This is a genomic window from Pseudomonas sp. S2_B10 (genome assembly GCF_054668425.1).
In genome coordinates, this window is sequence record NZ_CP162768.1 from 1,461,603 (window position 1) to 1,482,963 (window position 21,361).

Annotated in this window: 21 protein-coding genes and 1 pseudogene; 9 read left to right on the forward strand and 13 right to left on the reverse strand. The window is 59.4% G+C overall.

Translation table 11 applies throughout. From position 1 onward, the window contains the following. Window positions 1–37: 37 nt before the first annotated feature. Window positions 38–523 carry a GNAT family N-acetyltransferase gene (locus tag AB4O45_RS06460; protein ID WP_150637515.1) on the forward strand — a complete coding sequence of 162 codons (486 nt, stop codon included), beginning with the start codon at window positions 38–40 and terminating at the stop codon, window positions 521–523. 142 nt (window positions 524–665) lie between these two features. Here AB4O45_RS06460 and AB4O45_RS06465 read toward each other — a convergent pair whose 3' ends face one another. The 3 genes from AB4O45_RS06465 to AB4O45_RS06475 form a co-directional block, all read right to left on the reverse strand. Further along, complete coding sequence (locus AB4O45_RS06465) at window positions 666–1,154, reverse strand: GNAT family N-acetyltransferase (RefSeq protein WP_150741966.1); 489 nt, start codon at window positions 1,152–1,154, stop codon at window positions 666–668. An 88-nt stretch (window positions 1,155–1,242) separates the two neighbouring features. After that, a complete protein-coding gene (locus AB4O45_RS06470) occupies window positions 1,243–1,728 on the reverse strand; it encodes a GyrI-like domain-containing protein (RefSeq protein WP_252876770.1) in 486 nt (161 codons plus the stop codon). Between the two features lie 69 nt (window positions 1,729–1,797). Then, entirely contained in the window at window positions 1,798–2,460 is a 663-nt protein-coding gene (locus AB4O45_RS06475) for a LysE family translocator (protein ID WP_041479200.1), read from the reverse strand. Between the two features lie 138 nt (window positions 2,461–2,598). Here AB4O45_RS06475 and alaC point away from each other — a divergent pair, with 138 nt between their 5' ends. After that, on the forward strand, window positions 2,599–3,807 hold the full coding sequence (alaC, locus tag AB4O45_RS06480; protein ID WP_071173329.1) for an alanine transaminase: 1,209 nt from the start codon (window positions 2,599–2,601) through the stop codon (window positions 3,805–3,807). 186 nt (window positions 3,808–3,993) lie between these two features. On the opposite strand, the gene AB4O45_RS06485 is transcribed toward alaC, so the two are convergent. After that, the gene (locus AB4O45_RS06485) at window positions 3,994–5,346 is read right to left on the reverse strand and encodes a GntP family permease (protein WP_016773551.1); all 1,353 of its coding nucleotides are present in this window, start codon (window positions 5,344–5,346) and stop codon (window positions 3,994–3,996) included. 82 nt (window positions 5,347–5,428) lie between these two features. Then, window positions 5,429–5,962 carry a gluconokinase gene (locus AB4O45_RS06490; protein ID WP_041479197.1) on the reverse strand — a complete coding sequence of 178 codons (534 nt, stop codon included), beginning with the start codon at window positions 5,960–5,962 and terminating at the stop codon, window positions 5,429–5,431. Between the two features lie 216 nt (window positions 5,963–6,178). Here AB4O45_RS06490 and gntR point away from each other — a divergent pair, with 216 nt between their 5' ends. Further along, window positions 6,179–7,210: an HTH-type transcriptional regulator GntR gene (gene gntR / locus AB4O45_RS06495; RefSeq protein WP_056787988.1), complete on the forward strand. Its 1,032-nt coding sequence runs from the start codon at window positions 6,179–6,181 to the stop codon at window positions 7,208–7,210. 139 nt (window positions 7,211–7,349) lie between these two features. Here the strand turns inward: gntR and AB4O45_RS06500 are convergent, their stop codons facing one another. Beyond that, entirely contained in the window at window positions 7,350–8,222 is an 873-nt protein-coding gene (locus AB4O45_RS06500) for a LysR family transcriptional regulator (protein WP_056787986.1), read from the reverse strand. Between the two features lie 122 nt (window positions 8,223–8,344). Between AB4O45_RS06500 and AB4O45_RS06505 the strand changes: the two genes are divergently transcribed. Continuing rightward, a complete protein-coding gene (locus tag AB4O45_RS06505) occupies window positions 8,345–8,785 on the forward strand; it encodes a PACE efflux transporter (RefSeq protein WP_041479195.1) in 441 nt (146 codons plus the stop codon). Between the two features lie 125 nt (window positions 8,786–8,910). Continuing rightward, on the forward strand, window positions 8,911–10,335 hold the full coding sequence (locus tag AB4O45_RS06510; protein WP_150741963.1) for an MFS transporter: 1,425 nt from the start codon (window positions 8,911–8,913) through the stop codon (window positions 10,333–10,335). A 134-nt stretch (window positions 10,336–10,469) separates the two neighbouring features. Here AB4O45_RS06510 and AB4O45_RS06515 read toward each other — a convergent pair whose 3' ends face one another. Both AB4O45_RS06515 and AB4O45_RS06520 read right to left on the reverse strand, forming a co-directional pair. Continuing rightward, entirely contained in the window at window positions 10,470–11,009 is a 540-nt protein-coding gene (locus tag AB4O45_RS06515) for a methyl-accepting chemotaxis protein (RefSeq protein ID WP_223259141.1), read from the reverse strand. A gap of 54 nt (window positions 11,010–11,063) precedes the next feature. Continuing rightward, window positions 11,064–11,789: pseudogene (locus AB4O45_RS06520) on the reverse strand (PAS domain-containing protein); the annotation flags it as partial. 720 nt (window positions 11,790–12,509) lie between these two features. Between AB4O45_RS06520 and AB4O45_RS06525 the strand changes: the two are divergent. Continuing rightward, window positions 12,510–12,932, forward strand: a complete 423-nt coding sequence (locus AB4O45_RS06525; protein ID WP_423664079.1) for a GNAT family N-acetyltransferase — start codon at window positions 12,510–12,512, stop codon at window positions 12,930–12,932. Between the two features lie 115 nt (window positions 12,933–13,047). On the opposite strand, the gene def is transcribed toward AB4O45_RS06525, so the two are convergent. The 3 genes from def to AB4O45_RS06540 form a co-directional block, all read right to left on the reverse strand. Beyond that, window positions 13,048–13,587, reverse strand: coding sequence for a peptide deformylase (gene def, locus AB4O45_RS06530; RefSeq protein WP_076563914.1), 540 nt, complete (start codon window positions 13,585–13,587; stop codon window positions 13,048–13,050). Next, a complete protein-coding gene (locus AB4O45_RS06535) occupies window positions 13,584–14,540 on the reverse strand; it encodes a YihY/virulence factor BrkB family protein (RefSeq protein ID WP_041479188.1) in 957 nt (318 codons plus the stop codon). Before AB4O45_RS06535 ends, def begins: the two co-directional genes overlap by 4 nt. Before the next feature lie 163 nt (window positions 14,541–14,703). Beyond that, the gene (locus AB4O45_RS06540; RefSeq protein ID WP_041479186.1) at window positions 14,704–14,895 is read right to left on the reverse strand and encodes a CsbD family protein; all 192 of its coding nucleotides are present in this window, start codon (window positions 14,893–14,895) and stop codon (window positions 14,704–14,706) included. Between the two features lie 194 nt (window positions 14,896–15,089). Between AB4O45_RS06540 and AB4O45_RS06545 the strand changes: the two genes are divergently transcribed. Next, complete coding sequence (locus tag AB4O45_RS06545; protein WP_016775519.1) at window positions 15,090–15,467, forward strand: hypothetical protein; 378 nt, start codon at window positions 15,090–15,092, stop codon at window positions 15,465–15,467. A gap of 252 nt (window positions 15,468–15,719) precedes the next feature. Here AB4O45_RS06545 and fadD1 read toward each other — a convergent pair whose 3' ends face one another. Both fadD1 and fadD2 read right to left on the reverse strand, forming a co-directional pair. Beyond that, window positions 15,720–17,417, reverse strand: coding sequence for a long-chain-fatty-acid--CoA ligase FadD1 (fadD1, locus tag AB4O45_RS06550; RefSeq protein WP_024014053.1), 1,698 nt, complete (start codon window positions 17,415–17,417; stop codon window positions 15,720–15,722). A 348-nt stretch (window positions 17,418–17,765) separates the two neighbouring features. Then, window positions 17,766–19,454 (reverse strand): long-chain-fatty-acid--CoA ligase FadD2, encoded by a 1,689-nt coding sequence (gene fadD2, locus AB4O45_RS06555; RefSeq protein ID WP_024014054.1) that lies wholly within the window; start codon window positions 19,452–19,454, stop codon window positions 17,766–17,768. 225 nt (window positions 19,455–19,679) lie between these two features. On the opposite strand from fadD2, the gene AB4O45_RS06560 reads away from it, so the two are divergent. Together AB4O45_RS06560 and AB4O45_RS06565 are read left to right on the forward strand one after the other, a co-directional pair. Continuing rightward, window positions 19,680–20,624, forward strand: coding sequence for an alpha/beta hydrolase (locus tag AB4O45_RS06560; protein ID WP_460161219.1), 945 nt, complete (start codon window positions 19,680–19,682; stop codon window positions 20,622–20,624). Window positions 20,625–20,667: 43 nt separating this feature from the next. Then, on the forward strand, window positions 20,668–21,138 hold the full coding sequence (locus AB4O45_RS06565) for a MaoC family dehydratase (RefSeq protein ID WP_003227420.1): 471 nt from the start codon (window positions 20,668–20,670) through the stop codon (window positions 21,136–21,138). The last annotated feature ends 223 nt before the right edge of the window (window positions 21,139–21,361 follow it).

Below are 21,361 nucleotides of genomic sequence, written 5' to 3' on the forward strand. Positions count from 1 at the left end.
TCCGAGGCTCACTCTTTGTAGGAAAAAGGAAATTCCCGTGTCAGCCCAACTCGTGCCTTACGACAGCCTCAGCCCTTTACAGCGTCAGCAAGTCGAGGCCATTGAAATCCACCCCGAGCAGATCAAATTCTCCGGCGACATCCACGGTGCCTTGCACACCCTGCTGTCGAAACCCGGCCCCGGCGTAAAGGGTTTTGCCCTGCTGGCGGACGACGTACCGGTAGCGTTTCTGCTGCTCAAGCGCCCGCCGGTGTTGCCCGACTGGGCCGACGAACACAGCGCCACGTTGCATGCGCTGCAGGTCGATCGCCGAGCGCAGGGCAAGGGTTACGGCAAGGCTTGCCTGCAAGCGCTGCCCGCTGTCGCCCGTGAAGCGTGGCCGGAAATCAAAGGACTGGAATTGTCGGTGGACGCTGATAACGAGGCGGCGATTGCGCTGTACGCCAAGCATGGCTATGTCGACAGCGGCGAAGCGTACAAGGGCCGGATCGGTTACGAGCGGCGGATGGGGCTGTTCTTCTGAGTATCCCCTGATCGTTCCCACGCTCCGCGTGGGAACGCCTCTTTGTGACGCTCTGCGTCACGCTTTTGGGACGCGGAGCGTCCCCGGCTGCATTACCACGCGGAGCGTGGGAACGATCAGGCAGTTTCGATAGGTGTTGGCTTCAGAGGGTCAGGATCATCTCGTGCCACGCCATGCCGCCGTGGTCGGACTCCGACGGTTTGATGTAAGCAAAGCCAAACCCGGCGTACAACGCAATGTGTTGCTCTTTGCACATCAGATGAATTGTCGCTTTGTCCATCGCACGCATGCGCTCGATGAATTCGCCGAGCAGGCGCTTGGCCAGGCCCTGCCCTTGGTAATCCGGGTGCACCACCACCGACATGATCACCACGTTCGGCCCTTTCGGGTCGTGGCCGATCAGCTCCTTGAAGGCCTCGTCGGACATCTGCACGTCGAACGCCGCGCCGGAATTGATGAAACCGGCGACCACACCGTCCACCTCTGCGACGATGAAGCCGTCCGGCCAGGTGGCGATGCGCGTGGCGATCTTTTCGCGGGTAGCGGCTTCGTCGCCTTCATAGGCGTCGGTTTCGATGGCGTAGCAGCGGTCGAGGTCGGCGGCGCTGACGTTGCGGATCACGGTGTTCATGGCAGCTCAAAAATCTGTGGAAACAAGGCCCGCCAGCATAAAGCAGAACCACCGGGGCGGACATGCTCCGCCTCGATTGTTACACCGCTCAAGCCTTGATCGGCAGCCAGATTTCCAGGGTGCCGGTATTGAGTTTCGGGTTGTAATCCTCGCTGTAGCGCTCGAATTCCGGCGCATCCGCCGCTTCGTAAGCGGACTGCGGCAGCCAGGTGTTCCAGATGTACTGGAAGGTGTCAGGGAGTTGCGCCAGTGACCCTTTGTGCTCGAACACCGCATATTTCTGCGGCTGGATTTCAACCCAGCGGTACTTTTCCGGCAGGTCGTCGAGCTTGTCGATCTGCACCCCGGCGATGTATTCGAAACCGCCCTCGCCGTCCGCGTTGCAGCAAACGCCGTAGGTCACTTCATTGACTTGCGCGGGGATTTTTCCCAAGTGCGGGATCAGTTTTTTCCACAACGCGGGAATGTTGTCGGTGGTCCCCTGAGTGAATCGCCCGCCGAAACCGGCAATCAGCAGAAATTGCCCGTGTTCGAAGCGCGGCCCAGCCAATTCGACGCGTGGTTGTTCATCCATGACGCGACTCCTCAGAACGCAAAAGTGGGTTCGGCTGGGAGTATAGAAAGCCCGATCCGTTTCGCACGTTTACAGCGCATGCAACTGCTCGACGGCGCCCGAGCCGACAAACTCGTTGTACCCGGAAACGATCACGTAGACCGCGAAATAGCAGAAGATCGCCGCCGATGCCAAGTAGGAGTAACGCAGCAGCTTGTCGCCCAGCAGCTTGCCGCCGTGGCTTGCCGCGAAGCACAGACCGGCCGACCACAGCAGCCCGGCGCAGAGAAAGCCGCCCAAAAACAGCGCCGAACTCAACGGACCACCGCCACCGGATCGCGCAATCAACGTGCCGCCGACCGCAGCAAACCAGAGAATCGCACTCGGCGACGACATCGCGAGAAAGATGCCGCGAAAGAATTCCTTGCGATGGGAGTTCTGCCCCACTTCCGCGGTTTCCGCCAGCAGCGCTTCGTGGTGGATCGCCGAATAAATCATCTTCGCCGCGAAGTAGATCAGCAGCGCCGAACCGCCAATCCACAGGACCCAGCGCACGGTTTCGTATTGCAGCAAAACAGTCATGCCGGCCAAGGCCAGCACCGCGTAAATCAGGTCGCCGACGCAGGTGCCCAGGCCCAGGGCGAAGCCCTGAAAGTAGCCGCGCTGCATGGCCAGGGTGATCATCGCGATGTTGGCTACGCCGATATCCAGGCACAGCGAAAGGCTCAGCAAGAAGCCGCTGGTGAATTCCATTGACCGATTTTCCTTGAAAAAAATGTTTACAACCGCGCTGGACAGTATGCCATCACTGCACTTATCTTCCGCCACAGGTCACCGCAGTGACCAGCGTCGCTCGGACGGTTCCGGGCGCTTACGTTATCCGAGGCAACAATGGCCGAACAAGGTTCGCCGCGCCGCTTTGCGCGCATAGATCGACTCCCCCCTTACGTGTTCAACATCACCGCCGAGCTGAAGATGGCCGCTCGCCGCCGTGGTGAAGACATCATCGACCTGAGCATGGGCAATCCCGACGGCGCCACGCCGCCGCACATTGTCGAAAAACTGGTGCAGGTCGCCCAACGTGAAGACACCCACGGTTACTCGACGTCCAAGGGCATTCCGCGCCTGCGCCGGGCGATTTCCAACTGGTACAAGCAGCGCTACGAAGTCGATATCGACCCGGAAAGCGAAGCCATTGTCACCATCGGTTCCAAGGAAGGCCTGGCGCATTTGATGCTGGCGACCCTGGACCAGGGCGATACCGTGCTGGTGCCGAACCCGAGCTATCCGATCCACATTTACGGCGCAGTGATTGCCGGCGCTCAGGTGCGTTCGGTGCCGCTGGTGCCGGGGGTGGACTTCTTCGATGAACTGGAACGGGCCATTCGCGGCTCGATCCCCAAGCCGAAAATGATGATCCTCGGTTTCCCGTCCAATCCGACCGCGCAGTGCGTGGAGCTGGATTTCTTCGAACGGGTGATCGCCCTCGCCAAGCAGTACGACGTTTTGGTCATCCACGATCTGGCTTACGCCGACATCGTCTACGACGGCTGGAAAGCCCCGTCGATCATGCAGGTGCCAGGGGCCAAGGACATTGCGGTGGAGTTTTTCACCCTGTCCAAGAGCTACAACATGGCCGGCTGGCGCATTGGTTTCATGGTCGGCAACCCGGAACTGGTCAGCGCCCTGGCGCGGATCAAGAGCTACCACGACTACGGCACGTTCACCCCGCTGCAAGTGGCGGCGATTGCCGCGCTGGAAGGCGATCAACAGTGCGTGCGCGACATCGCCGAGCAGTATCGTCAGCGTCGCAACGTGCTGGTCAAAGGCCTGCATGAGCTGGGCTGGATGGTCGAGAATCCGAAAGCGTCGATGTATGTCTGGGCGAAGATTCCCGAGGCGTATGCGCATCTGGGTTCGCTGGAGTTCGCCAAGAAACTGCTGGCCGAGGCCAAGGTCTGCGTTTCGCCGGGCGTGGGTTTTGGTGAGTACGGCGATGATCACGTGCGCTTCGCCCTGATCGAAAATCAGGACCGCATTCGTCAGGCCGTGCGCGGGATTCGCGGGATGTTCCGCGCGGATGGCCTGGCCTCGAAATAAGTGGCACATCTCTGATCGTTCCCACGCTCTGCGTGGGAATGCAGCCCGAGACGCTCTGCGTCTCAAAGCGGACGCAGAGCGTCCATTGAGGCATTCCCACGCGGAGCGTGGGAACGATCAAGCAGGAAGTCCACGCCCACAAAAAAACCGCATCACTGCGGTTTTTTTGTGCCTGCAAACTGCCGCTTAAACGAACAGCGACAACAGCAGGATAAAGCCCAGGCCCACTACCGACAGAATGGTTTCCATCGCGGTCCAGGTCTTGAAGGTTTCGGCCACGGTCATGTTGAAGTACTGCTTGACCAGCCAGAAACCGGCGTCGTTGACGTGGGACAGGATCAGCGAACCGGCGCCGGTGGCCAGCACCAGCAGCTCACGGTTGACGCCCGGAATCATGCCGACAACCGGCACCACAATGCCGGCGCCAGTGATGGTCGCCACAGTCGCCGAACCGGTTGCAATACGGATTACCGCCGCTACCAGCCAGGCCAGCAGGATCGGCGAGATCTGCGCGCTGACCGCCATGTGGCCGATCACGTCACCCACGCCACTGGTCACCAGCATCTGCTTGAAGCCACCGCCCGCACCAATGATCAGAATGATCGCGGCGGTTGGCGCCAGGCTTGCGTCGAGCCATTTGAGCATCTGGTTGGAACCGATGCCCTGCTTGTAGCCGAAGGTGTACAGCGACAGCAGCAGCGCCAGCAGCAATGCGGAGATCGGGTGGCCGATCATGTCCATCCAGATGCGGAAGAAGTTGCCGTCCGGCAGTGCCACGTCAGCGAAGGTTTTCAGCAGCATCAGGAACACCGGCAACAGCACGGTGACCAGGGTGATGCTGAAGCTCGGCAGGTTGGCCGAATCGTTTTCGCGGGCCAGTTGATCGACCAGCTCCTGATTCGGGTGGCCAGGAATGTGCTTGGCGATGAATGTACCGAAGATCGGACCGGCAATGATGGCGGTCGGCAGCGCGACGATCAGACCGTAGAGAATGGTCTTGCCGATGTCAGCGCCGAACACGCCGATGGCCAGCAGCGGGCCTGGGTGCGGCGGTACCAGACCGTGCACCGCAGAGAGGCCGGCGAGCAGCGGGATACCGATCTTGATGATCGACACACCGGTACGACGGGCAACGATGAACACCAGCGGAATCAGCAGCACGAAGCCGATTTCGAAGAACAGCGGGATACCCACCAGGAACGCAGCGAACATCATCGCCCACTGCACCTTGTCCTTGCCGAAGGCGCGAATCAGGGTCTGGGCGATCTGATCGGCGCCGCCGGATTCGGCCATCATTTTGCCGAGCATGGTGCCCAGGGCGAGGATGATGCCGACGAAACCGAGCACGCCACCGAAGCCGTCCTGGAACGCCTTGATGATGGTGTTGATCGGCATGCCGGAAGTCAGGCCGAGGAAGGCGGCGGCGATGGTCAGGGCGATAAAAGGGTGAATCTTGAATTTGGTGATCAGGATAATCAGGCCGATTACCGTGACCACTGCATCGAGCAGCAGGAACGTCTCGTGGGACATGCCAAACATGGGGGGTGTCTCCTGGATTGTTGTTGTTATTAAAGCGGGTTGAACAGAAGTCGGGAGGACAGCGCTGTCTTTTTCAACATGCTCATATCGCCTGTTTCAGGCCGTTGGCCTGCCACCAGACGTGAGCCTGCAGGGCCAGCTCTTCAACGCTGTGAATCGAGGCATTGAGCGGCAGAGTCAGCGGCTCGCCCTTGGGCGATTCGAGGGTGGCGAACTGGCTTTCGATCAACGTCGCCGGCATGAAGTGGCCCGGGCGGTGCGATACGCGCTCGGCGGCGACTTCCGGAGTCAATTCAAGAAACACGAAACCCAGGCCCGGCAAGGCACTGCGCAGACGTTCGCGGTAACTGTGTTTAAGGGCCGAGCAGGTCAATACCGGGCGCTGGCCTTGGGCATCGACGCGACGCAGTTCATCGCACAGGCTGTCGAGCCAGCCGGCGCGGTCTTCGTCGTTCAGGGGGATCCCCGCGCTCATCTTTTCGATGTTCGCGGCCGGATGGAAAGTATCGCCTTCAATGGCAGTGGCGCCGCTCAAATGGCACAGGGCCTGGCTGACGCACGTCTTGCCGCAACCGGCAACGCCCATGATGACCAGGGCGGTGATGGGATGACTCATATAACACCTCAGCGCGCAGACAGCGCTACCTTTGCTAGCTATGACTCTAGTGCACAGGCAGAAGTTGCCGACGCCTTCTTGTCGTTTTTTTGGGTTGCAGCAGGTTTGTTCCCGACGCCAAAGAGCACAGATCAGGCAGGACCGCGCTCACGCATTTGCAGCTGCATCAGGACAGCGCTACCTTAGTGCCTTGATTTTTGTTTGGCAAGCCGCCCGATGACCTCCCCCAAGAACGATAAAAATACCCGCACCACCGGCCGTCCGACCCTCAACGAAGTAGCCCGCCTGGCCGGCGTCAGCCCGATCACTGCCTCGCGCGCCTTGCGCGGGGTAAGCACGGTGGCCACCGAACTGGTGGAAAAAGTGCAGAAAGCTGCGCTTGAACTCAACTATGTAGTCAACCCCGCCGCCCGCGCACTGGCCTCGGCGCAGAGCCATTCGGTGGTGGTGCTGGTGCCGTCACTGTCCAACCTGCTGTTCATCGACACGCTGGAAGCCATTCATCGGGTGCTGACGCCCAAAGGCTTCGAAGTGCTGATCGGCAACTTCCACTATTCGCGCGATGAAGAAGAAAACCTGCTGCGCAATTACATGGCTTATCAGCCGCGCGGGTTTCTGCTGACCGGTTTTGATCGCACGGAAAGTTCGCGGCGGATGATCGAGGCCAGCAACATTCCCTGCGTGTACATGATGGAGCTGGACAGTGCTGCCGGGGTCAATTGCGTAGGCTTTTCGCAGTTGAGCGCGGGTGAAACTGCCGCCGAACATCTCCTGTCCCGTGGGCGTAAACGTCTGGCGTACATCGGCGCGCAGCTGGACCAGCGCACCTTGCTGCGCGGTGAGGGTTTCCGCAAGGCGTTGCAGAAGGCAGGCCGTTACGACCCGGATCTGGAAGTGCTGACACCGCGTGCTTCGTCTGTGGGTCTGGGTGGCGAGTTGTTTTTGCAATTGCTGGCGGCGCATCCGGATGTTGATGCGATTTTCTTCGGCAACGACGACCTGGCCCAGGGTGCGCTCCTGGAAGCGTTGCGTAACGGCATCAAGATTCCCGAACAAGTGGCGATTCTGGGTTTCAACGACTTGCCGATGTCCGAGCACATGGTCCCGCGCCTGAGCAGCATCAACACCCCGCGCGAGGCGATCGGCCGGCGCGCGGCGGAGCAGATGCTCACGTTGATGGCGGGCAACAAAGTGGCGCGCCCGATGGAGGATATGGGGTTTGAGCTGAAGGTGCGCGAGAGTACCTGACCCTTCACAAATGCTGAGTTGAAACACAACCCTTGTGGGAGCGAGCCTGCTCGCGAAAGCGGTGGGTCAGTCAGCATTGATACAGCTGACACGACGCCTTCGCGAGCAGGCCCGCTCCCACAGGGGATCTCTACCAAACTCAATGGCTGAGCAGGTCGACCAAAGCCTGGGCGCCCTTCTGCAAGGGCTGGCTCTTGAGCCACACCGCATGCACCGGCAGCACCAGGCCATTTTCGATGTTGCGAAAATTCAGCCGTTTCAAGCGTCCCGCGTCCAGCCACGGCTGCACCACCGACAGCGGAAAATTCCCCCAACCCAATCCCGCTTCAACCATTTCCATTGCCGTCTCGAGATTGTCCGTACGCCAGTAGGATTCAGCCACCAATGGCCGCGTCTCGCTGATCGGCAAGTCGCGGCTGGCGACGATGATCTGCCGCACCTGCACCAGATCTTCGAGAAACACATCCCGCCCTTGCAACAACGGGCTGTCCGCCGCCAGCGTCGCGATCATGCGTTCGCTGCCGACGAACTGAAACCGCTCCAGCGCATTGACACTTAACCCGGCAAACGCCAGACACACGCTGACCCGGCCAGTGTGCAACATCGCCAGCACATCATCCTGTGGCGCAGTCAGCACTTCGATATCGAGCAACGGATGCCGCTCGGCAATCACCTTGATCGCTGCCAGCAAGCGGTGTCGATCCATGTCCGCAACCACGCCAATCGACAACCTGCTTTCCAGCCCCAGCGACAGCTCCACCGCGTGCACCTGCAGCTGCTTGAGCTGCTCGGCGATCAGTCGCGCGTGGGGCACCAACGACTGCGCCATCGCCGTCGGTTGCGGCTCACGATGACTGCGGTCGAACAGCGGGTAACCGAGTTCCGCTTCAAGATTGGCGATGCCCATGCTTACTGCCGACGGCACCTTGCCCAACTGCCGCGCGGCGGCGGAAAACGAGCCGCGCTCGATCACCGCGAGAAATAATTCGATGCTGTCGCTGCTGAAATTCAAATGCCTCACCTATCAATAAAACTGAAAGCTAGCGACTTTTTCTGTCAGGTCTATTGAAGCTATCTTTGCTCGCCTTCGCCAGCCCCGCTGGCCAACATTCGGCAAGAAAGAGGCAAATCTGCATGCAAGGCGTGAAACGCAAACTGGTCTACGTGTCGCTCTACGAAGTGATCGGCATGACCTTCTCGGCCCTCGGTCTGGCGTTGCTCTCGGGCACATCTCCTGGCAGCACCGGGCCGCTGGCGGTGATCATCACCAGTATCGCCGTGACCTGGAATTTCATTTACACCTCGTTGTTCGAGCGCTGGGAAAGTCGCCAGATCTCGCGCACCCGTACGGTCAAACGGCGCATCGCCCACGCCGTCGGCTTTCAACTGACGCTGATCGTGTTTCTGATTCCGTTGATCGCGTGGTGGATGAACATCAGTCTGGTGCAGGCGTTCCTGCTGGATCTGGCACTGATCATTTTCATCCCGTGCTACACCTTCGTGTTCAACTGGCTGTTCGACCGGATCTTCGGCCTGCCGAACTCGGCGCTGCCGGATTCTGCCGCTGCGGCATAAATCGCTAATTCGTAAGCAGATATTGCGAGAAATCAGCGGTTTGACCGGGTAAACCGCTGATATTCACAACCCATCAATTCCGATAGCAGGCTAAGCTTTTCCATCAATAAAAAATGGATCAGCTTATGACTGCTCACGCTTCCGCCGCCGCGCACAGTGACGGTATCGACCCGGTACGCGCCGCCGAGATTTCCGCCCGCATCGACCGTCTGCCCGCCGTCGCCACCATCTGGCGTCTGGTGGCGCTGCTGTCGATCGGCGGATTTTTCGAACTCTACGATCTGTTCCAGACCGCCTACATCAGTCCCGGGCTGATTCGCGACGGCCTGTTCGCCACTGGCAGTCAGGGGGTGTTCGGCTTCTCCGATCAGGCGGCGTTCGCCTCGGCGACGTTCCTCGGCCTGTTCCTCGGCGCCAGTCTGCTCAGTCCGTTGGCGGATCGCTTCGGTCGCCGGGCAATCTTCACCTTCGCGCTGATCTGGTACACGGTGGCGACAGTCCTGATGGGGATTCAGACCTCAGCGCTGGGCATCATCGGCATGCGTTTTCTGGTCGGCATCGGCTTGGGTATCGAATTGGTGACGATCGATGCCTACCTCTCGGAACTGGTCCCTAAACGCATGCGCAGCTCGGCGTTCGCCTTTGCGTTTTTCGTGCAGTTCCTCTCGGTGCCGGCGGTGGCCTTGATGTCGTGGTGGCTGGTGCCGCAAGCGCCGTTCGGGGTGTCCGGCTGGCGTTGGGTGGTGCTGGCCAGCGCGGTGTTTGCGCTGTTTATCTGGTGGCTGCGCAAGCGTCTGCCGGAATCGCCGCGCTGGCTGGCGCAACACGGTCGGTTCGATGAGGCCAATCGGATCCTCGACCATCTCGAAGCGCGCTGCGCCAAGGATTACGGCAAAGCGCTGGATGCGCCGGAACCGGTGCCGGTCGATGTCGAAGGCAAGGGCCGTTTCGCCGATATCTGGCAGCCGCCCTACCGCCGCCGCGCGTTGATGCTGATCGTTTTTCATATCTTTCAGGCGATCGGTTTCTTCGGTTTCGGCAACTGGTTGCCGGCGCTGCTTTCAGGCCAGGGCGTAAGCGTCACCCACAGTTTGATGTACGCCTTCATCATCACCCTCGCCTACCCGCTCGGGCCGTTGCTGTTTGTGAAGTTCGCCAACCGTTTCGAGAACAAATGGCAAATCGTCGGCTCGGCGCTCGGCGCGATGACCTTCGGCACCCTGTTCGCCCTGCAGACCAGCGCCTTCGGGCTGATTTTCTGCGGGGTGATGATCACCTTCTGCAACGCCTGGCTGAGCTTCAGTTATCACTCCTATCAAAGCGAGCTGTTCCCGACCAACATCCGCGCCCGCGCGGTCGGGTTCTGCTATTCGTTCAGTCGCTTGTCGACGGTGTTCAGCAGTCTGCTGATCGGCATGTTCCTGGATAATTTCGGCACGCCGGGGGTACTGGCGTTCATCGTCAGCAGCATGCTGATCGTGATGCTGACCATCGGCTGGTTCGGCCCGCGTACGCGTAATCTGGCGCTGGAGAACATTGCGCATCGCTGACGGCCACCACAGGACTCACCCGTGGGAGCGAGTCTGCTCGCGAAGGCGTCGTGTCAGAAAGGCATGTGCTGGCTGACAAACGTTTTCGCGAGCAGGCTCGCTCCCACATTGGTTATTGGTGACGTTGAAACAGCTCAGTTCAATTGCAGGGTTTCATTGAACTGACTGATCGCATCCACCACATGCCGCGAGCCTTGCTGAATCTCGAGGATCACCTCACCCGCTTCGTTGGCCAGTTCCACGCCCAGCCCGGTTCGGCTCAGACTCGACTGCATGCTCGACACTGCGCTCAGCGACAGGTCGTGGTTCTTGCGCACCACGTCGACAATTTCCAGAGTGGCCTGACTGGTCCGCGCGGCGAGGCTGCGCACCTCATCGGCGACAACCGCGAAACCGCGTCCATGTTCACCGGCGCGCGCCGCTTCGATCGCGGCGTTGAGCGCCAGCAGGTTGGTCTGATCGGCAATGCCGCGAATGGTCTGAACGATGGTGCCGATGATGTCCGACTGTTTGCTGACCGCATCAATGCTCACCGCCGCTTCGTTCAGATCGCGGGAAATGTCCTGAATGATCTGCACGGTCTGCTGCACCACCTGTGAACCTTTCTGCGCGCAGGCGTCGTTTTGCACCGAGGTACTGTGGGCCGATTCCGCAGCGTTCTGCAGAGTGGTCATCTGCCGGGTGATGTCGCTGGCGAACTTGACCACTTTGTACAAGCGGCCCTTGGCGTCGAACAGCGGGTTATACGAAGCCTCCAGATAAACCATCTGCCCGGACTTGTTCTTGCGCTCGAAACGGTGCGAGTGATATTCGCCGCGATTGAGCGAAGCCCAGAACGCCTTGTACTGCGCGGATTCGGCTTCGGCGCGGTGACAGAACAGGCTGTGGTGCTGGCCGACAATTTCTGGGTGCGCGTACTGCATGGTCTGCAAAAAGTTGTCGTTGGCGCGGATGACATTGCCTTCGGGGGTGAACTCGATCACCGCCATGGAACGGCCGATCGCCGCGAGCATGGCTTCTTCTTCATGTTCTTTGTTGATGCGTGCGGTGATGTCCGCCGCAACCTTGATCACACTTCTGACCTGTTTGTCGGGACCGAATACCGGCATGTAACTGGCTTCAAGCCAGATTTCCCGGCCACTCTTGTTCAGACGCAGGAAAGTACCGCTGAGGGGTTCACCACGGGCCAGGTCGCGCCACAACTTCGCGTAGTCCTCGCTGCGATAAAAGCTTTCTTCGCAAAAGATCCGATGGTGTTTGCCGCGCACTTCATCGGCGCTGTAGCCCATGGTCTTGCAGAAGTTCTCGTTGGCGTCGAGAACGATGCCGTCCGGAGTGAACTCGATCATCGCCATCGAGCGGCTGATCGCTTCGATTTTCGCGTTGGCCTCAGTCAGCGCACAGCTGAAGCGCTCGATTTCCCGCAGGTCAGCCTTGTGATGTAGGTTGAACATGGTTGTATCACCTTCCGCGCGTTCTTTTGATTTGATGAAAGTTCAGGTCTTGCAAGATCCATCACTACGTTCCACAGAACAGGCACACGCCTTCCCCCACGGGAGGAAGTTGTCAGGTGATAAATGATGATCAATCGGATGCGTCGTGCAGCGACGCTCTGATCAAGACATCCTTTTCTTGATAGCCCGCATGCGGGCCAGCCCTAACGCGTAGAAGAACTTCCATTTAAGTGACGCTCCTTGTTGGTTCAGTGTTGGTGCCTTGAATTGCGCACTCTGGCAGCATGAATCACGGACCAACCTGTGCCGTCGGCCTGTTGGCATGACGGTCGACATGGTTAGTTACCTGCAAAGCATAGCCAGCCGAACGCCGGGCGCAAGGCCACTAGTCGGCCAGTATCTGGCATTTTTTGCACAAGAAACGGTTCAGCGCGGGAAACAGTGTGGTGAAAACGGACGTTTTCGCCAGCGATGCGGGAGCCCGTGAACCGGGCTTCCGCATGGTTTGATCAGTGGCCGAAAATATCGACCTTCTTGGCTTTCTTCTCTGCGCGTTTTTCAATCGCGGTCTTGGCCGGCTTTTTCTTCGCGGCTTTCTTTGAATCCATACCTTTGGACATGATCGGTACTCCACTCACAGGGGTGTGAGTTCAGGTATACACCTATCCCGAAGCGCGCGTTCTTTTATAATCGGCGCTTCTCCCAGCGACAGCCCGAACCATGTCCGATATCCACTACAGCCAGCTCGACGAATCGTTGTGGCCGCTGATGAACAAGTTCTACCGCCGCCACCAGTCGTCGATGAAAGCCGTGCGTGAGGCGCAGTTGTGGGTGGCAAGGCGCGGCGAGATCGTTGCGGCGCTGTGTCTGCGGCCAGTCTCGGGCGGACACTGGCTGACGGGGTTGTTTGTTGATCCGCAGTGTCGGGAACAAGGTGTCGCTGCGCAGTTGATCGCAGCGGCGGTTGCCCAGGTGGACGAGCCGGTGTGGCTGTTTTGCCATCCGGATTTGCGCGGGTTTTATGAGCGGCGTGGGTTCAGCTTCGATCCGCCGCTGCCGCAGGCGATGGCCGAGCGGTTGAGCCGGTATGCGCGGAGCAAGCCGATGATTGCGATGGGACTCAATCCCGCAGATTTACGCTGAAACCCTGTGGGAGCGAGCCTGCTCGCGAATGCGGTGTGTCAGCGCCGAATTTGGTTCTGATACTCCGCGTTCGCGAGCAGGCTCGCTCCCACAGGGGTTGATGGTGTTCTGACAATCAGTCGTCAGCGTTGGGATCAAGATCCGGAAACAGCACTTCGGTAAAGCCGAACTTGCTGAAATCGGTAATCCGCGACGGATACAGCCGGCCGATCAGGTGATCGCATTCATGCTGCACCACCCGTGCATGAAACCCCGAGGCCACACGCACGATCGGCTCGCCCTTCGGATCAAAGCCTTCGTAGCGAATCTGCTGATAACGCTCCACCGCGCCGCGCAGGCCCGGCACCGACAGACAACCTTCGAAGCCCTCTTCCATCAACGGATTCAACGGCGTGATCAGCGGATTGATCAGGATCGTCTGCGGCACTGCTTCGGCGTCCGGGTAACGCTCGCTGTGTTCGAAGCCGAAGATCACCAGTTGCAGGTCGACTCCGATCTGCGGCGCCGCGAGGCCAACGCCGCCGACGCTTTCCATGGTCTGGAACATGTCATCGATCAGTTGCCAGAGCTCGGCGCTGTTGAACATTTCCGGTGGTACCGGCGCGGCGATGCGCAGCAGGCGCTCGTCACCCATTTTGAGAATTTCACGAATCATGGTCGCGCTTCATCAGTGTCCGGCTTGAGCGAATGATCGCGGCCCAGGCCCGAGACGTGTTGTTTGGGGGATTCGTCAGGCTCGCCAGGGGCTTTTTCGCCCTTTTCCTTGCCTTCGGCGGACATGTGCTCGATCACTGCATTCATTTCCGCGCCGAGCAACAGGACTGCGGAGGAAATGTAGAAATACAGCAAGAGCACGATGATCGCCCCGATGCTGCCATACATCGCGTTGTAGTTGGCGAAGGTTTTCACGTAAAAGGCAAACCCCAACGAGGCGAGGATCCACACCACCACGGCCAGCACCGAACCCGGGGTGATGAAACGGAATTCCTGTTTGACGTCGGGCATCACGTAATAGATCAGCGCCACCGCGACCATCATCAGAATCACGATCACCGGCCAGCGGGCGATCGTCCACACCGTGACGATGAAGTATTCCAGCCCCACTTGTGCGGCAATCCAGCCCATCACCTGCGGCCCGAGCACCATCAGCGCAGCGGCGATCAGGAGCATGCCGGCGATGCCGACGGTGTAGACGATCGACAACGGGAAGCGCTTCCAGATCGGCCGGCCTTCGACCACGTCGTAGGCGGCATTCATTGCGCTCATCATCAGGCGCACGCCAGCGGACGCGGTGTACAGCGCAATAACGATACCGATGGACAGCAGGCCACCCTTGGATTGCTGCAACTGGTCGATCACCGGGTTGACCTGCTCCAGTGCCTGCGGTGGCAGCACCAGTTCAGATTGCAGACGCAGCCAGGAAAAGAAGTCCGGCAGGTGCAGGAAACCGATAAGGGCAATCAGGAAAAGAATGAACGGAAACAGCGAGAACAGCATCTGGTAAGCCAATGCCGAGGCATAGGTCGACATTTCGTCATCGACGAACTCAGTGACCGTGCGCACCATCACCCGGTGCAGGGGCAGACCTTTCATGTCCGGAAATATCATTCGCGTCTCCTTGCGCCGCAAAAGGTTGAAGTCGTGGCGACTCAGGGGCCGTTTTTTACCTCAAGGTAGCCTACTTGGCGATCCTTCGGCGGATGACCGCAGGGTTCTGATACAAAAACGGCCATCCTTGGATGGCCGCTCGTGTGATTCGTTCAAGGCTCGCTTACGCCTTGTCGACGCCTTTTTTCACAGCGTCCTTGGCGTTGCCAACCGCTTGCTGGGCTTCGCCTTTTTTCTCTTGAACCTTGCCTTCGGCGCGCAGCTTGTCGTTGTCAGTGACCTTGCCGACGCCTTGCTTGACGTTACCGACGGCTTCGTTGGCCATGCCTTTTACTTTATCGCCTGTGCTACTCATGGTGTTTCTCCGTGATGCATATAGGGAAGAAAAGTCATTACGTAACGATTGACCGGTGCGCTTTGCGCCGAGTTTCATTTATTTTGCCGGCATTTCGTCGTGGCGCGCAGGTTGCGCTTTATGTTTGTCGGCGTTGCCCCGAGAATGCTCAGCCTACGGGCGTCGCGCCCGGCACACCGATTCGCAGGAATGTCATGAAGCTCAATAAAACCCAGGCCATCGCCCGTCGCAACCAGGAACTGGGCGGCGCCGTGCTCGGCACCAACAACTGCCACTTCGCCGAACTGAACCGCAACCGCAATATCTGGTGGTTCGACCTGCCGGTGTCGCGTCTGGCCATCGGTCAGTACGAGTGGATTCACTTGCTGCTGCACACCCCGGCCACCGATGAGTTGCTGCACCTGAAAGTGCCGACGGTGTTCCTGCGCGAAAAGCTCGAAGGCCTGGTGATTCGCAACGAAGGCAAGCGCAAGGCGGCGCTGAGCCTGGAATTGAGTGCGGACAAGGATTCGTACCTGCAGGACATGCGTCCGGCGGGGACCAACGTGAATTTTGCGCCGTTTCGTCAGTAGGATTTGTGGCGTCAGCCCTTCCCCTCACCCTAGCCCTCTCCCAGAGGGAGAGGGGACCGACCGGGTTGTTCTTACGGAATACGCCGACCTGAAATATCGAGCCGAACTCAGGTTCTGAAAAGCTTGAAGATCGGCTCCCTTCCCCCTCGCCCCCTTGGGGGAGAGGGTTGGGGTGAGGGGGTAGGATTTACCAGACGCTGCAAATCACCAATCTTTCCCAACAAAAAGCCCCGCATCTGCGGGGCTTTTTATTTACGCGGCAGACTTGGCCTTGATCTTCTTCAGTTCTTCATCCCGCAATTCGCGGCGCAGGATCTTGCCGACGTTGGTGGTCGGCAGCGCATCGCGGAATTCCACCGAGCGCGGCACTTTGTAGCCGGTAACGTTGGCGCGCATGTGGTCCATGACCTGCTCTTTGGTCAGGGTCACGCCCGGTTTGGCGACGATGAAAATCTTGATCGCCTCACCCGATTTCTCGTCCGGCACACCGATCGCCGCGCACTGCAATACGCCGGGCAAAGTCGCCAGCACGTCTTCCAGTTCGTTCGGATAGACGTTGAAGCCAGACACCAGAATCATGTCCTTCTTGCGATCGACGATGCGCATGTAGCCGTCCGGCTGGATCAGCGCGATGTCACCGGTTTTCAGCCAGCCGTCGCTGTCGAGCATTTCATCGGTGGCTTCCTGACGCTGCCAGTAGCCCTTCATCACTTGCGGGCCTTTGACGCACAGCTCGCCGATCTCGCCCAGCGGCTGTTCGACACCGGCATCGTCGATGACTTTGCACAGGGTCGACGGCACCGGAATGCCGATGGTGCCGATCTGGATGTGCTGGATCGGGTTGACCGTGGCCACCGGGCTGGTTTCGGTCATGCCGTAGCCTTCGCAGATGGCGCAACCGGTCACGGCTTTCCAGCGCTCGGCCGCCGCCAGTTGCAGGGCCATGCCGCCGGACAGGGTAACTTTCAGCGCGGAGAAATCCAGCTTGCGGAAACCTTCGTTGTTGCACAGTGCCACGAACAGCGTGTTCAGACCGACGAAACCGCTGAACTTCCACTTCGACAGTTCCTTGACCATCGCCGGCAGGTCGCGCGGGTTGCTGATCAGGATGTTGTGGTTGCCGATCAGCATCATCGCCATGCAATGAAAGGTGAACGCATAGATGTGATACAGCGGCAGCGGCGTGATCAGGATCTCGCAGCCTTCGTTGAGGTTGGAGCCCATCAGCGCCTTGCATTGCAGCATGTTGGCGACCAGGTTGCGGTGCGTGAGCATCGCGCCCTTGGCCACGCCGGTGGTGCCGCCGGTGTATTGCAGCACCGCGACATCGCCGCTGTCCGGATTGGCTTCGGCCACTGGCTGGCCGTGGCCCTTGCTCAGGACGTCGTTGAACTTGATGGCTTTGGGCAAGTGATAGGCCGGGACCATTTTCTTCACGTACTTGATGACGCTGTTGATCAGCAGGCGCTTGATCGGCGGCAGCAAGTCGGCGACTTCGGTGACGATGACGTGCTTGACGCCGGTCTTCGGCACCACGGCTTCGGCCAGGTGCGCCATGTTCGCCAGGCACACCAGGGCCTTGGCGCCGGAGTCGTTGAATTGGTGTTCCATTTCCCGCGCGGTGTACAGCGGGTTGGTGTTGACCACGATCAGCCCGGCCCGAATGGCACCGAAGACCGCGACCGGGTACTGCAGGACGTTGGGCAGTTGCACGGCGATTCGATCACCGGGCTGCAAGTCGGTATGCTGTTGCAGATACGCGGCAAAGGCACCGGACAGCTCGTACAGCTCACCGTAGGTGATTGTCTTGCCGAGGTTGCTGAAAGCCGGTTTGTTGGCGAAGCGTTGGCAGGATTGCTTCAACACTGCCTGAATGTTCGGATACTCGTCTGGATTGATCTCGGCTGCGATTCCAGCCGGGTACTTATCCTTCCAAAAGTCTTCGATCATGGAAGCCCACTCCTCAGCAACGCGAATTCTTCACCGCATTTGATGCGATTATTATTGGTGTGTGTTTTGTATTGGTGAATCCGGCGTTTTACAGGCCGAGAAGTCACAAAGCGCGCCGAGAGTAGCAGCTTTGCCAAGGGTCGACCAGAGCCAAAAGAGGCCCCTACAGTCATATTGATGACTCAAGACTTGCCAGCGGTCATTTTAGAGCAAAAATCCTATTACCCTGTGAAAGCCCCGTAGTCATGGGGTGTAAAAGCAAAAGAACGCAGCCTTCGGCAGCTCCTACATTTGGAATGCGTTTCCTGTAGGAGCTGCCGAAGGCTGCGATCTTTTCGCTCGTAACCTTTATGCGATATCCCGCAACTCGCGCCGCAGAATTTTCCCTACAGGCGTCATCGGCAACGACTCACGCAACACGATGTGTTTCGGCACCTTGTAGGCCGTGAAATTCTCTTTGCAGTAAGCCTTCAGCTCTTCCAGGCTGACCCCGCTCTCCCGCGCCACCACAAACAGCTTCACCGCCTCTCCCGAACGTTCGTCCGGCACGCCGATCACCGCGCAGTTGGCGACTTTCGGGTGAGCCATGACCACGTCTTCGATTTCGTTGGGGTACACGTTGAAGCCGGAGACAATGATCATGTCCTTCTTGCGATCGACGATGCGCACGAAACCGTCCGGGTCGATCACGGCGATATCGCCGGACTTGAACCAGCCCTCGGCGTCCAGCACTTCGGCGGTGGCTTCGGGTTTGTTCCAGTAGCCCTTCATGATCTGCGGACCTTTGATGCACAGTTCGCCGCGCTCGCCCAGCGGCTGTTCGACGCCGTCATCGTTGATGATTTTCACCAGCGTGCCCGGCACCGGCAGGCCGACAGTGCCCAGGCGCGACTGATCGCCGTAAGGATTGGTGCACGCCACTGGCGAGGTCTCGGTCAGGCCGTAGCCTTCGGTGATACGGCAACCGGTCATCTGCTCCCAGCGCTCGGCGGTGGCCTTGACCAGCGCGGTGCCGCCGGAGTTGGTCAGCTTCAGGCTGGAGAAATCCAGGGTCTTGAAGTCAGGGTGATCCATCAGCGCGACGAACAAGGTGTTCAAACCCAGTAGCGCCGAGAAGCGCCAGTTCTTCAGTTCCTTGATGAAGCCGGCGATGTCACGCGGATTGGAGATCAACACGTTGTGGTTGCCCGAGACCATCATGCACATGCAATTCGCAGTGAAGGCATAGATGTGGTACAGCGGCAGCGGCGCAATCATCACCTCCTGGCCTTCGCGCAACAGCGGTTGACCGTCCGGGCCGAGCTGAGCCAGACAGGCTCGCACCTGCTGCATGTTCGCCACCAGATTGCCGTGGGTGAGCATCGCGCCCTTGGCCAGGCCGGTAGTACCGCCGGTGTATTGCAGCACGGCGATGTCATCGAGGCCGACGTTCAGCGGCTTGATGCCCAGACCACGCCCCATGCGCAGCGCGCTTTTGAACGAGGTCGCTTGCGGCAGCGAATACTCGGGAACCAGTTTCTTCACTTTGCTGACCACGGTGTTGACCAGCCAGCCTTTGGCGGTGGGCATCAGGTCGCCCATCTTCGCTTCGATCAAATATTGGATGTCGGTGTCGGGCAGCACTTCCTGGACTTTCTGCCCGAACAGATTCAGGTAGACCAGCGCGCGTGCGCCGGAATCCTTGAACTGGTGGCGCATCTCGCGCGGCGTATAGAGCGGGTTGGTGTTGACCACGATCAGCCCGGCGCGCAGCGCGCCGAACACGGCAATCGGATAATGCAGGACGTTGGGCATCTGCACCGCAATGCGATCCCCCGGCACCAGATCGGTATGGGCCTGCAGGTAACCGGCGAACGCCGCACTCTGGCGTTCGAGTTCGGCGTAGGTCAGGGTGATGCCCATGCTGCTGAACGCCGGGCGGTCAGCGAATTTCTTGCAGGAACGCTCAAACACTTCGATGACCGACTTGAACTCGCCCATGTCGATGTCCAGCGGTACGCCGGCCGGGCGTTTGTCATTCCAGAAATCAGGTTGCATTGTTCTTGTCCTCTTTACCTGAGCCGATCCGGGAGCCGCTTTCTGTCGTTTCTGCTTCGTCCATGGAAGGCGAAAAGCACAAAGCGGAGCTTCACGGACACTAGCAGCTATGGCCATTGAGGCAAATATGACGCAGGCCCTCATTGATCCCGTGAATCTTCCAGCCGTGGCGTGAGCTGATCAGACGCGCTATACACTGTGGCGATGCTGAGCAAAGGAATCGCCATGACCCACGACACCTTCTGGCTGGACGCGAGTGACCGCAGCCGCCTGTACGTCAACCGCTGGCTACCGGCCACGCCATTGAAAGCGGTGATTCTGCTGGCCCATGGTATGGCCGAACACAGCGCTCGCTACGCGCGGCTCGCCGACACGTTTTGCGACAAAGACTATGGCGTGTACGCCCCGGATCTGCGCGGCCATGGTCGCACCGCCGACAACGGCACCCTTGGCCATTTCGCCGATGACGACGGCTGGTGCAAGGTCGTTGGCGATCTGGCCAGCCTCAACCAGCACATCGGCCAGCAACATCCCGGCGTGCCGATCATCCTGCTCGGCCACAGCATGGGCAGCTACATCGCCCAAGGCTATTTGTTGCACCACAGCGCCAGTCTGCACGGGGCGATTCTCAGCGGCTCGAATTTCCAGCCGGTGGCCCTCTATCGCATCGCGCGGCAAATAGCCCGGCTGGAAAAACTGCGCCAGGGCGGCAAGGGCCGCAGTGCGTTGATCGAGTGGCTGTCGTTCGGCTCGTTCAACAATAAATTCAAACCGGTGCGCACCCGTTTCGACTGGCTGAGCCGCGATCCGGCCGAGGTCGACAAATACGCCGCCGACCCGTTATGCGGCTTTCGCTGCACCAATCAGCTGTGGGTCGACCTGCTCGGCGGCTTGCAGCAAATCAGCAAAGCGTCCAATCTCGCGCAGATCGATCCGGGCCTGCCGCTGCTGGTGATTGGTGGCGAATGTGATCCGCTGAGCGAGGGCAAGCGTCTGACAGATCTGGCCAATGCCTTGCGCAGGGCCGGCAGCCAGCATCTGCAACTGAAGATCTACCCGCAGGCCCGGCACGAATTGTTCAATGAAAGCAATCGCGACGAAGTGACCACCGATGTGCTCGCCTGGATCGACCAAGCCCTGAGCCACCGGCGCCCGCAGCGCAGCGAATAATTTTTTGTGGATTGACTGAAATCCGTCACAGGAATCGAAACCGATGACCCAGGTTACCAACATCCCTTACGAAGCCCTCGAAGTCGGCCAGACCGCCAGCTACAGCAAGACTGTCGAAGAGCGCGACATTCAGCTGTTCGCCGCGATGTCAGGCGACCACAACCCGGTGCATCTGGACGCCGAGTTTGCCGCCGCCAGCATGTTCAAGGAACGCATCGCCCACGGCATGTTCAGCGGTGCGCTGATCAGCGCCGCCGTTGCATGCGAATTGCCTGGGCCGGGCACCATTTATATCGGTCAGCAGATGAGCTTTCAGAAGCCGGTGAAGATCGGCGACACGCTGACAGTGCGCCTGGAGATTCTGGAGAAACTGCCGAAATTCCGCGTGCGCATTGCCACTCGCGTGTTCAATCAGCGTGATGAGTTGGTGGTGGATGGTGAAGCGGAAATTCTCGCGCCGCGCAAACAGCAGACGGTGACGTTGCCGACATTGCCGGCGATCAGTATCGGCTGATGGATTGCAGGGTGTCAGGTAGATTGCTGCCCCCTCACCCCAACCCTCTCCCCCACGGGGGCGAGGGGGAAAGGGAGCCGATTTCCTGGCTTTCCAAATCCTGAGTTCGACTGGATATTTCACATCGCTGTAACTTTCAAGAACACTTCGGTCAGTCCCCTCTCCCCTCCGGGCGGTCCGACGTTTCGGGAGGGCTAGGGTGAGGGGCTTTTCGCCAGGCACA

What these genes read in the sequence shown, in the direction of transcription:
- AB4O45_RS06465 (WP_150741966.1), bottom strand. Translation starts at nt 1,154, where the DNA reads ATGAACACCGTGATCCGCAACGTCAGCGCCGCCGACCTCGACCGCTGC.
- AB4O45_RS06470 (WP_252876770.1), bottom strand. Translation starts at nt 1,728, where the DNA reads ATGGATGAACAACCACGCGTCGAATTGGCTGGGCCGCGCTTCGAACAC.
- AB4O45_RS06475 (WP_041479200.1), bottom strand. Translation starts at nt 2,460, where the DNA reads ATGGAATTCACCAGCGGCTTCTTGCTGAGCCTTTCGCTGTGCCTGGAT.
- alaC (WP_071173329.1), top strand. Translation starts at nt 2,599, where the DNA reads ATGGCCGAACAAGGTTCGCCGCGCCGCTTTGCGCGCATAGATCGACTC.
- AB4O45_RS06485 (WP_016773551.1), bottom strand. Translation starts at nt 5,346, where the DNA reads ATGTTTGGCATGTCCCACGAGACGTTCCTGCTGCTCGATGCAGTGGTC.
- AB4O45_RS06490 (WP_041479197.1), bottom strand. Translation starts at nt 5,962, where the DNA reads ATGAGTCATCCCATCACCGCCCTGGTCATCATGGGCGTTGCCGGTTGC.
- gntR (WP_056787988.1), top strand. Translation starts at nt 6,179, where the DNA reads ATGACCTCCCCCAAGAACGATAAAAATACCCGCACCACCGGCCGTCCG.
- AB4O45_RS06505 (WP_041479195.1), top strand. Translation starts at nt 8,345, where the DNA reads ATGCAAGGCGTGAAACGCAAACTGGTCTACGTGTCGCTCTACGAAGTG.
- AB4O45_RS06510 (WP_150741963.1), top strand. Translation starts at nt 8,911, where the DNA reads ATGACTGCTCACGCTTCCGCCGCCGCGCACAGTGACGGTATCGACCCG.
- AB4O45_RS06515 (WP_223259141.1), bottom strand. Translation starts at nt 11,009, where the DNA reads ATGACCACTCTGCAGAACGCTGCGGAATCGGCCCACAGTACCTCGGTG.
- AB4O45_RS06525 (WP_423664079.1), top strand. Translation starts at nt 12,510, where the DNA reads ATGTCCGATATCCACTACAGCCAGCTCGACGAATCGTTGTGGCCGCTG.
- def (WP_076563914.1), bottom strand. Translation starts at nt 13,587, where the DNA reads ATGATTCGTGAAATTCTCAAAATGGGTGACGAGCGCCTGCTGCGCATC.
- AB4O45_RS06535 (WP_041479188.1), bottom strand. Translation starts at nt 14,540, where the DNA reads ATGATATTTCCGGACATGAAAGGTCTGCCCCTGCACCGGGTGATGGTG.
- AB4O45_RS06540 (WP_041479186.1), bottom strand. Translation starts at nt 14,895, where the DNA reads ATGAGTAGCACAGGCGATAAAGTAAAAGGCATGGCCAACGAAGCCGTC.
- AB4O45_RS06545 (WP_016775519.1), top strand. Translation starts at nt 15,090, where the DNA reads ATGAAGCTCAATAAAACCCAGGCCATCGCCCGTCGCAACCAGGAACTG.
- fadD1 (WP_024014053.1), bottom strand. Translation starts at nt 17,417, where the DNA reads ATGATCGAAGACTTTTGGAAGGATAAGTACCCGGCTGGAATCGCAGCC.
- fadD2 (WP_024014054.1), bottom strand. Translation starts at nt 19,454, where the DNA reads ATGCAACCTGATTTCTGGAATGACAAACGCCCGGCCGGCGTACCGCTG.
- AB4O45_RS06560 (WP_460161219.1), top strand. Translation starts at nt 19,680, where the DNA reads ATGACCCACGACACCTTCTGGCTGGACGCGAGTGACCGCAGCCGCCTG.
- AB4O45_RS06565 (WP_003227420.1), top strand. Translation starts at nt 20,668, where the DNA reads ATGACCCAGGTTACCAACATCCCTTACGAAGCCCTCGAAGTCGGCCAG.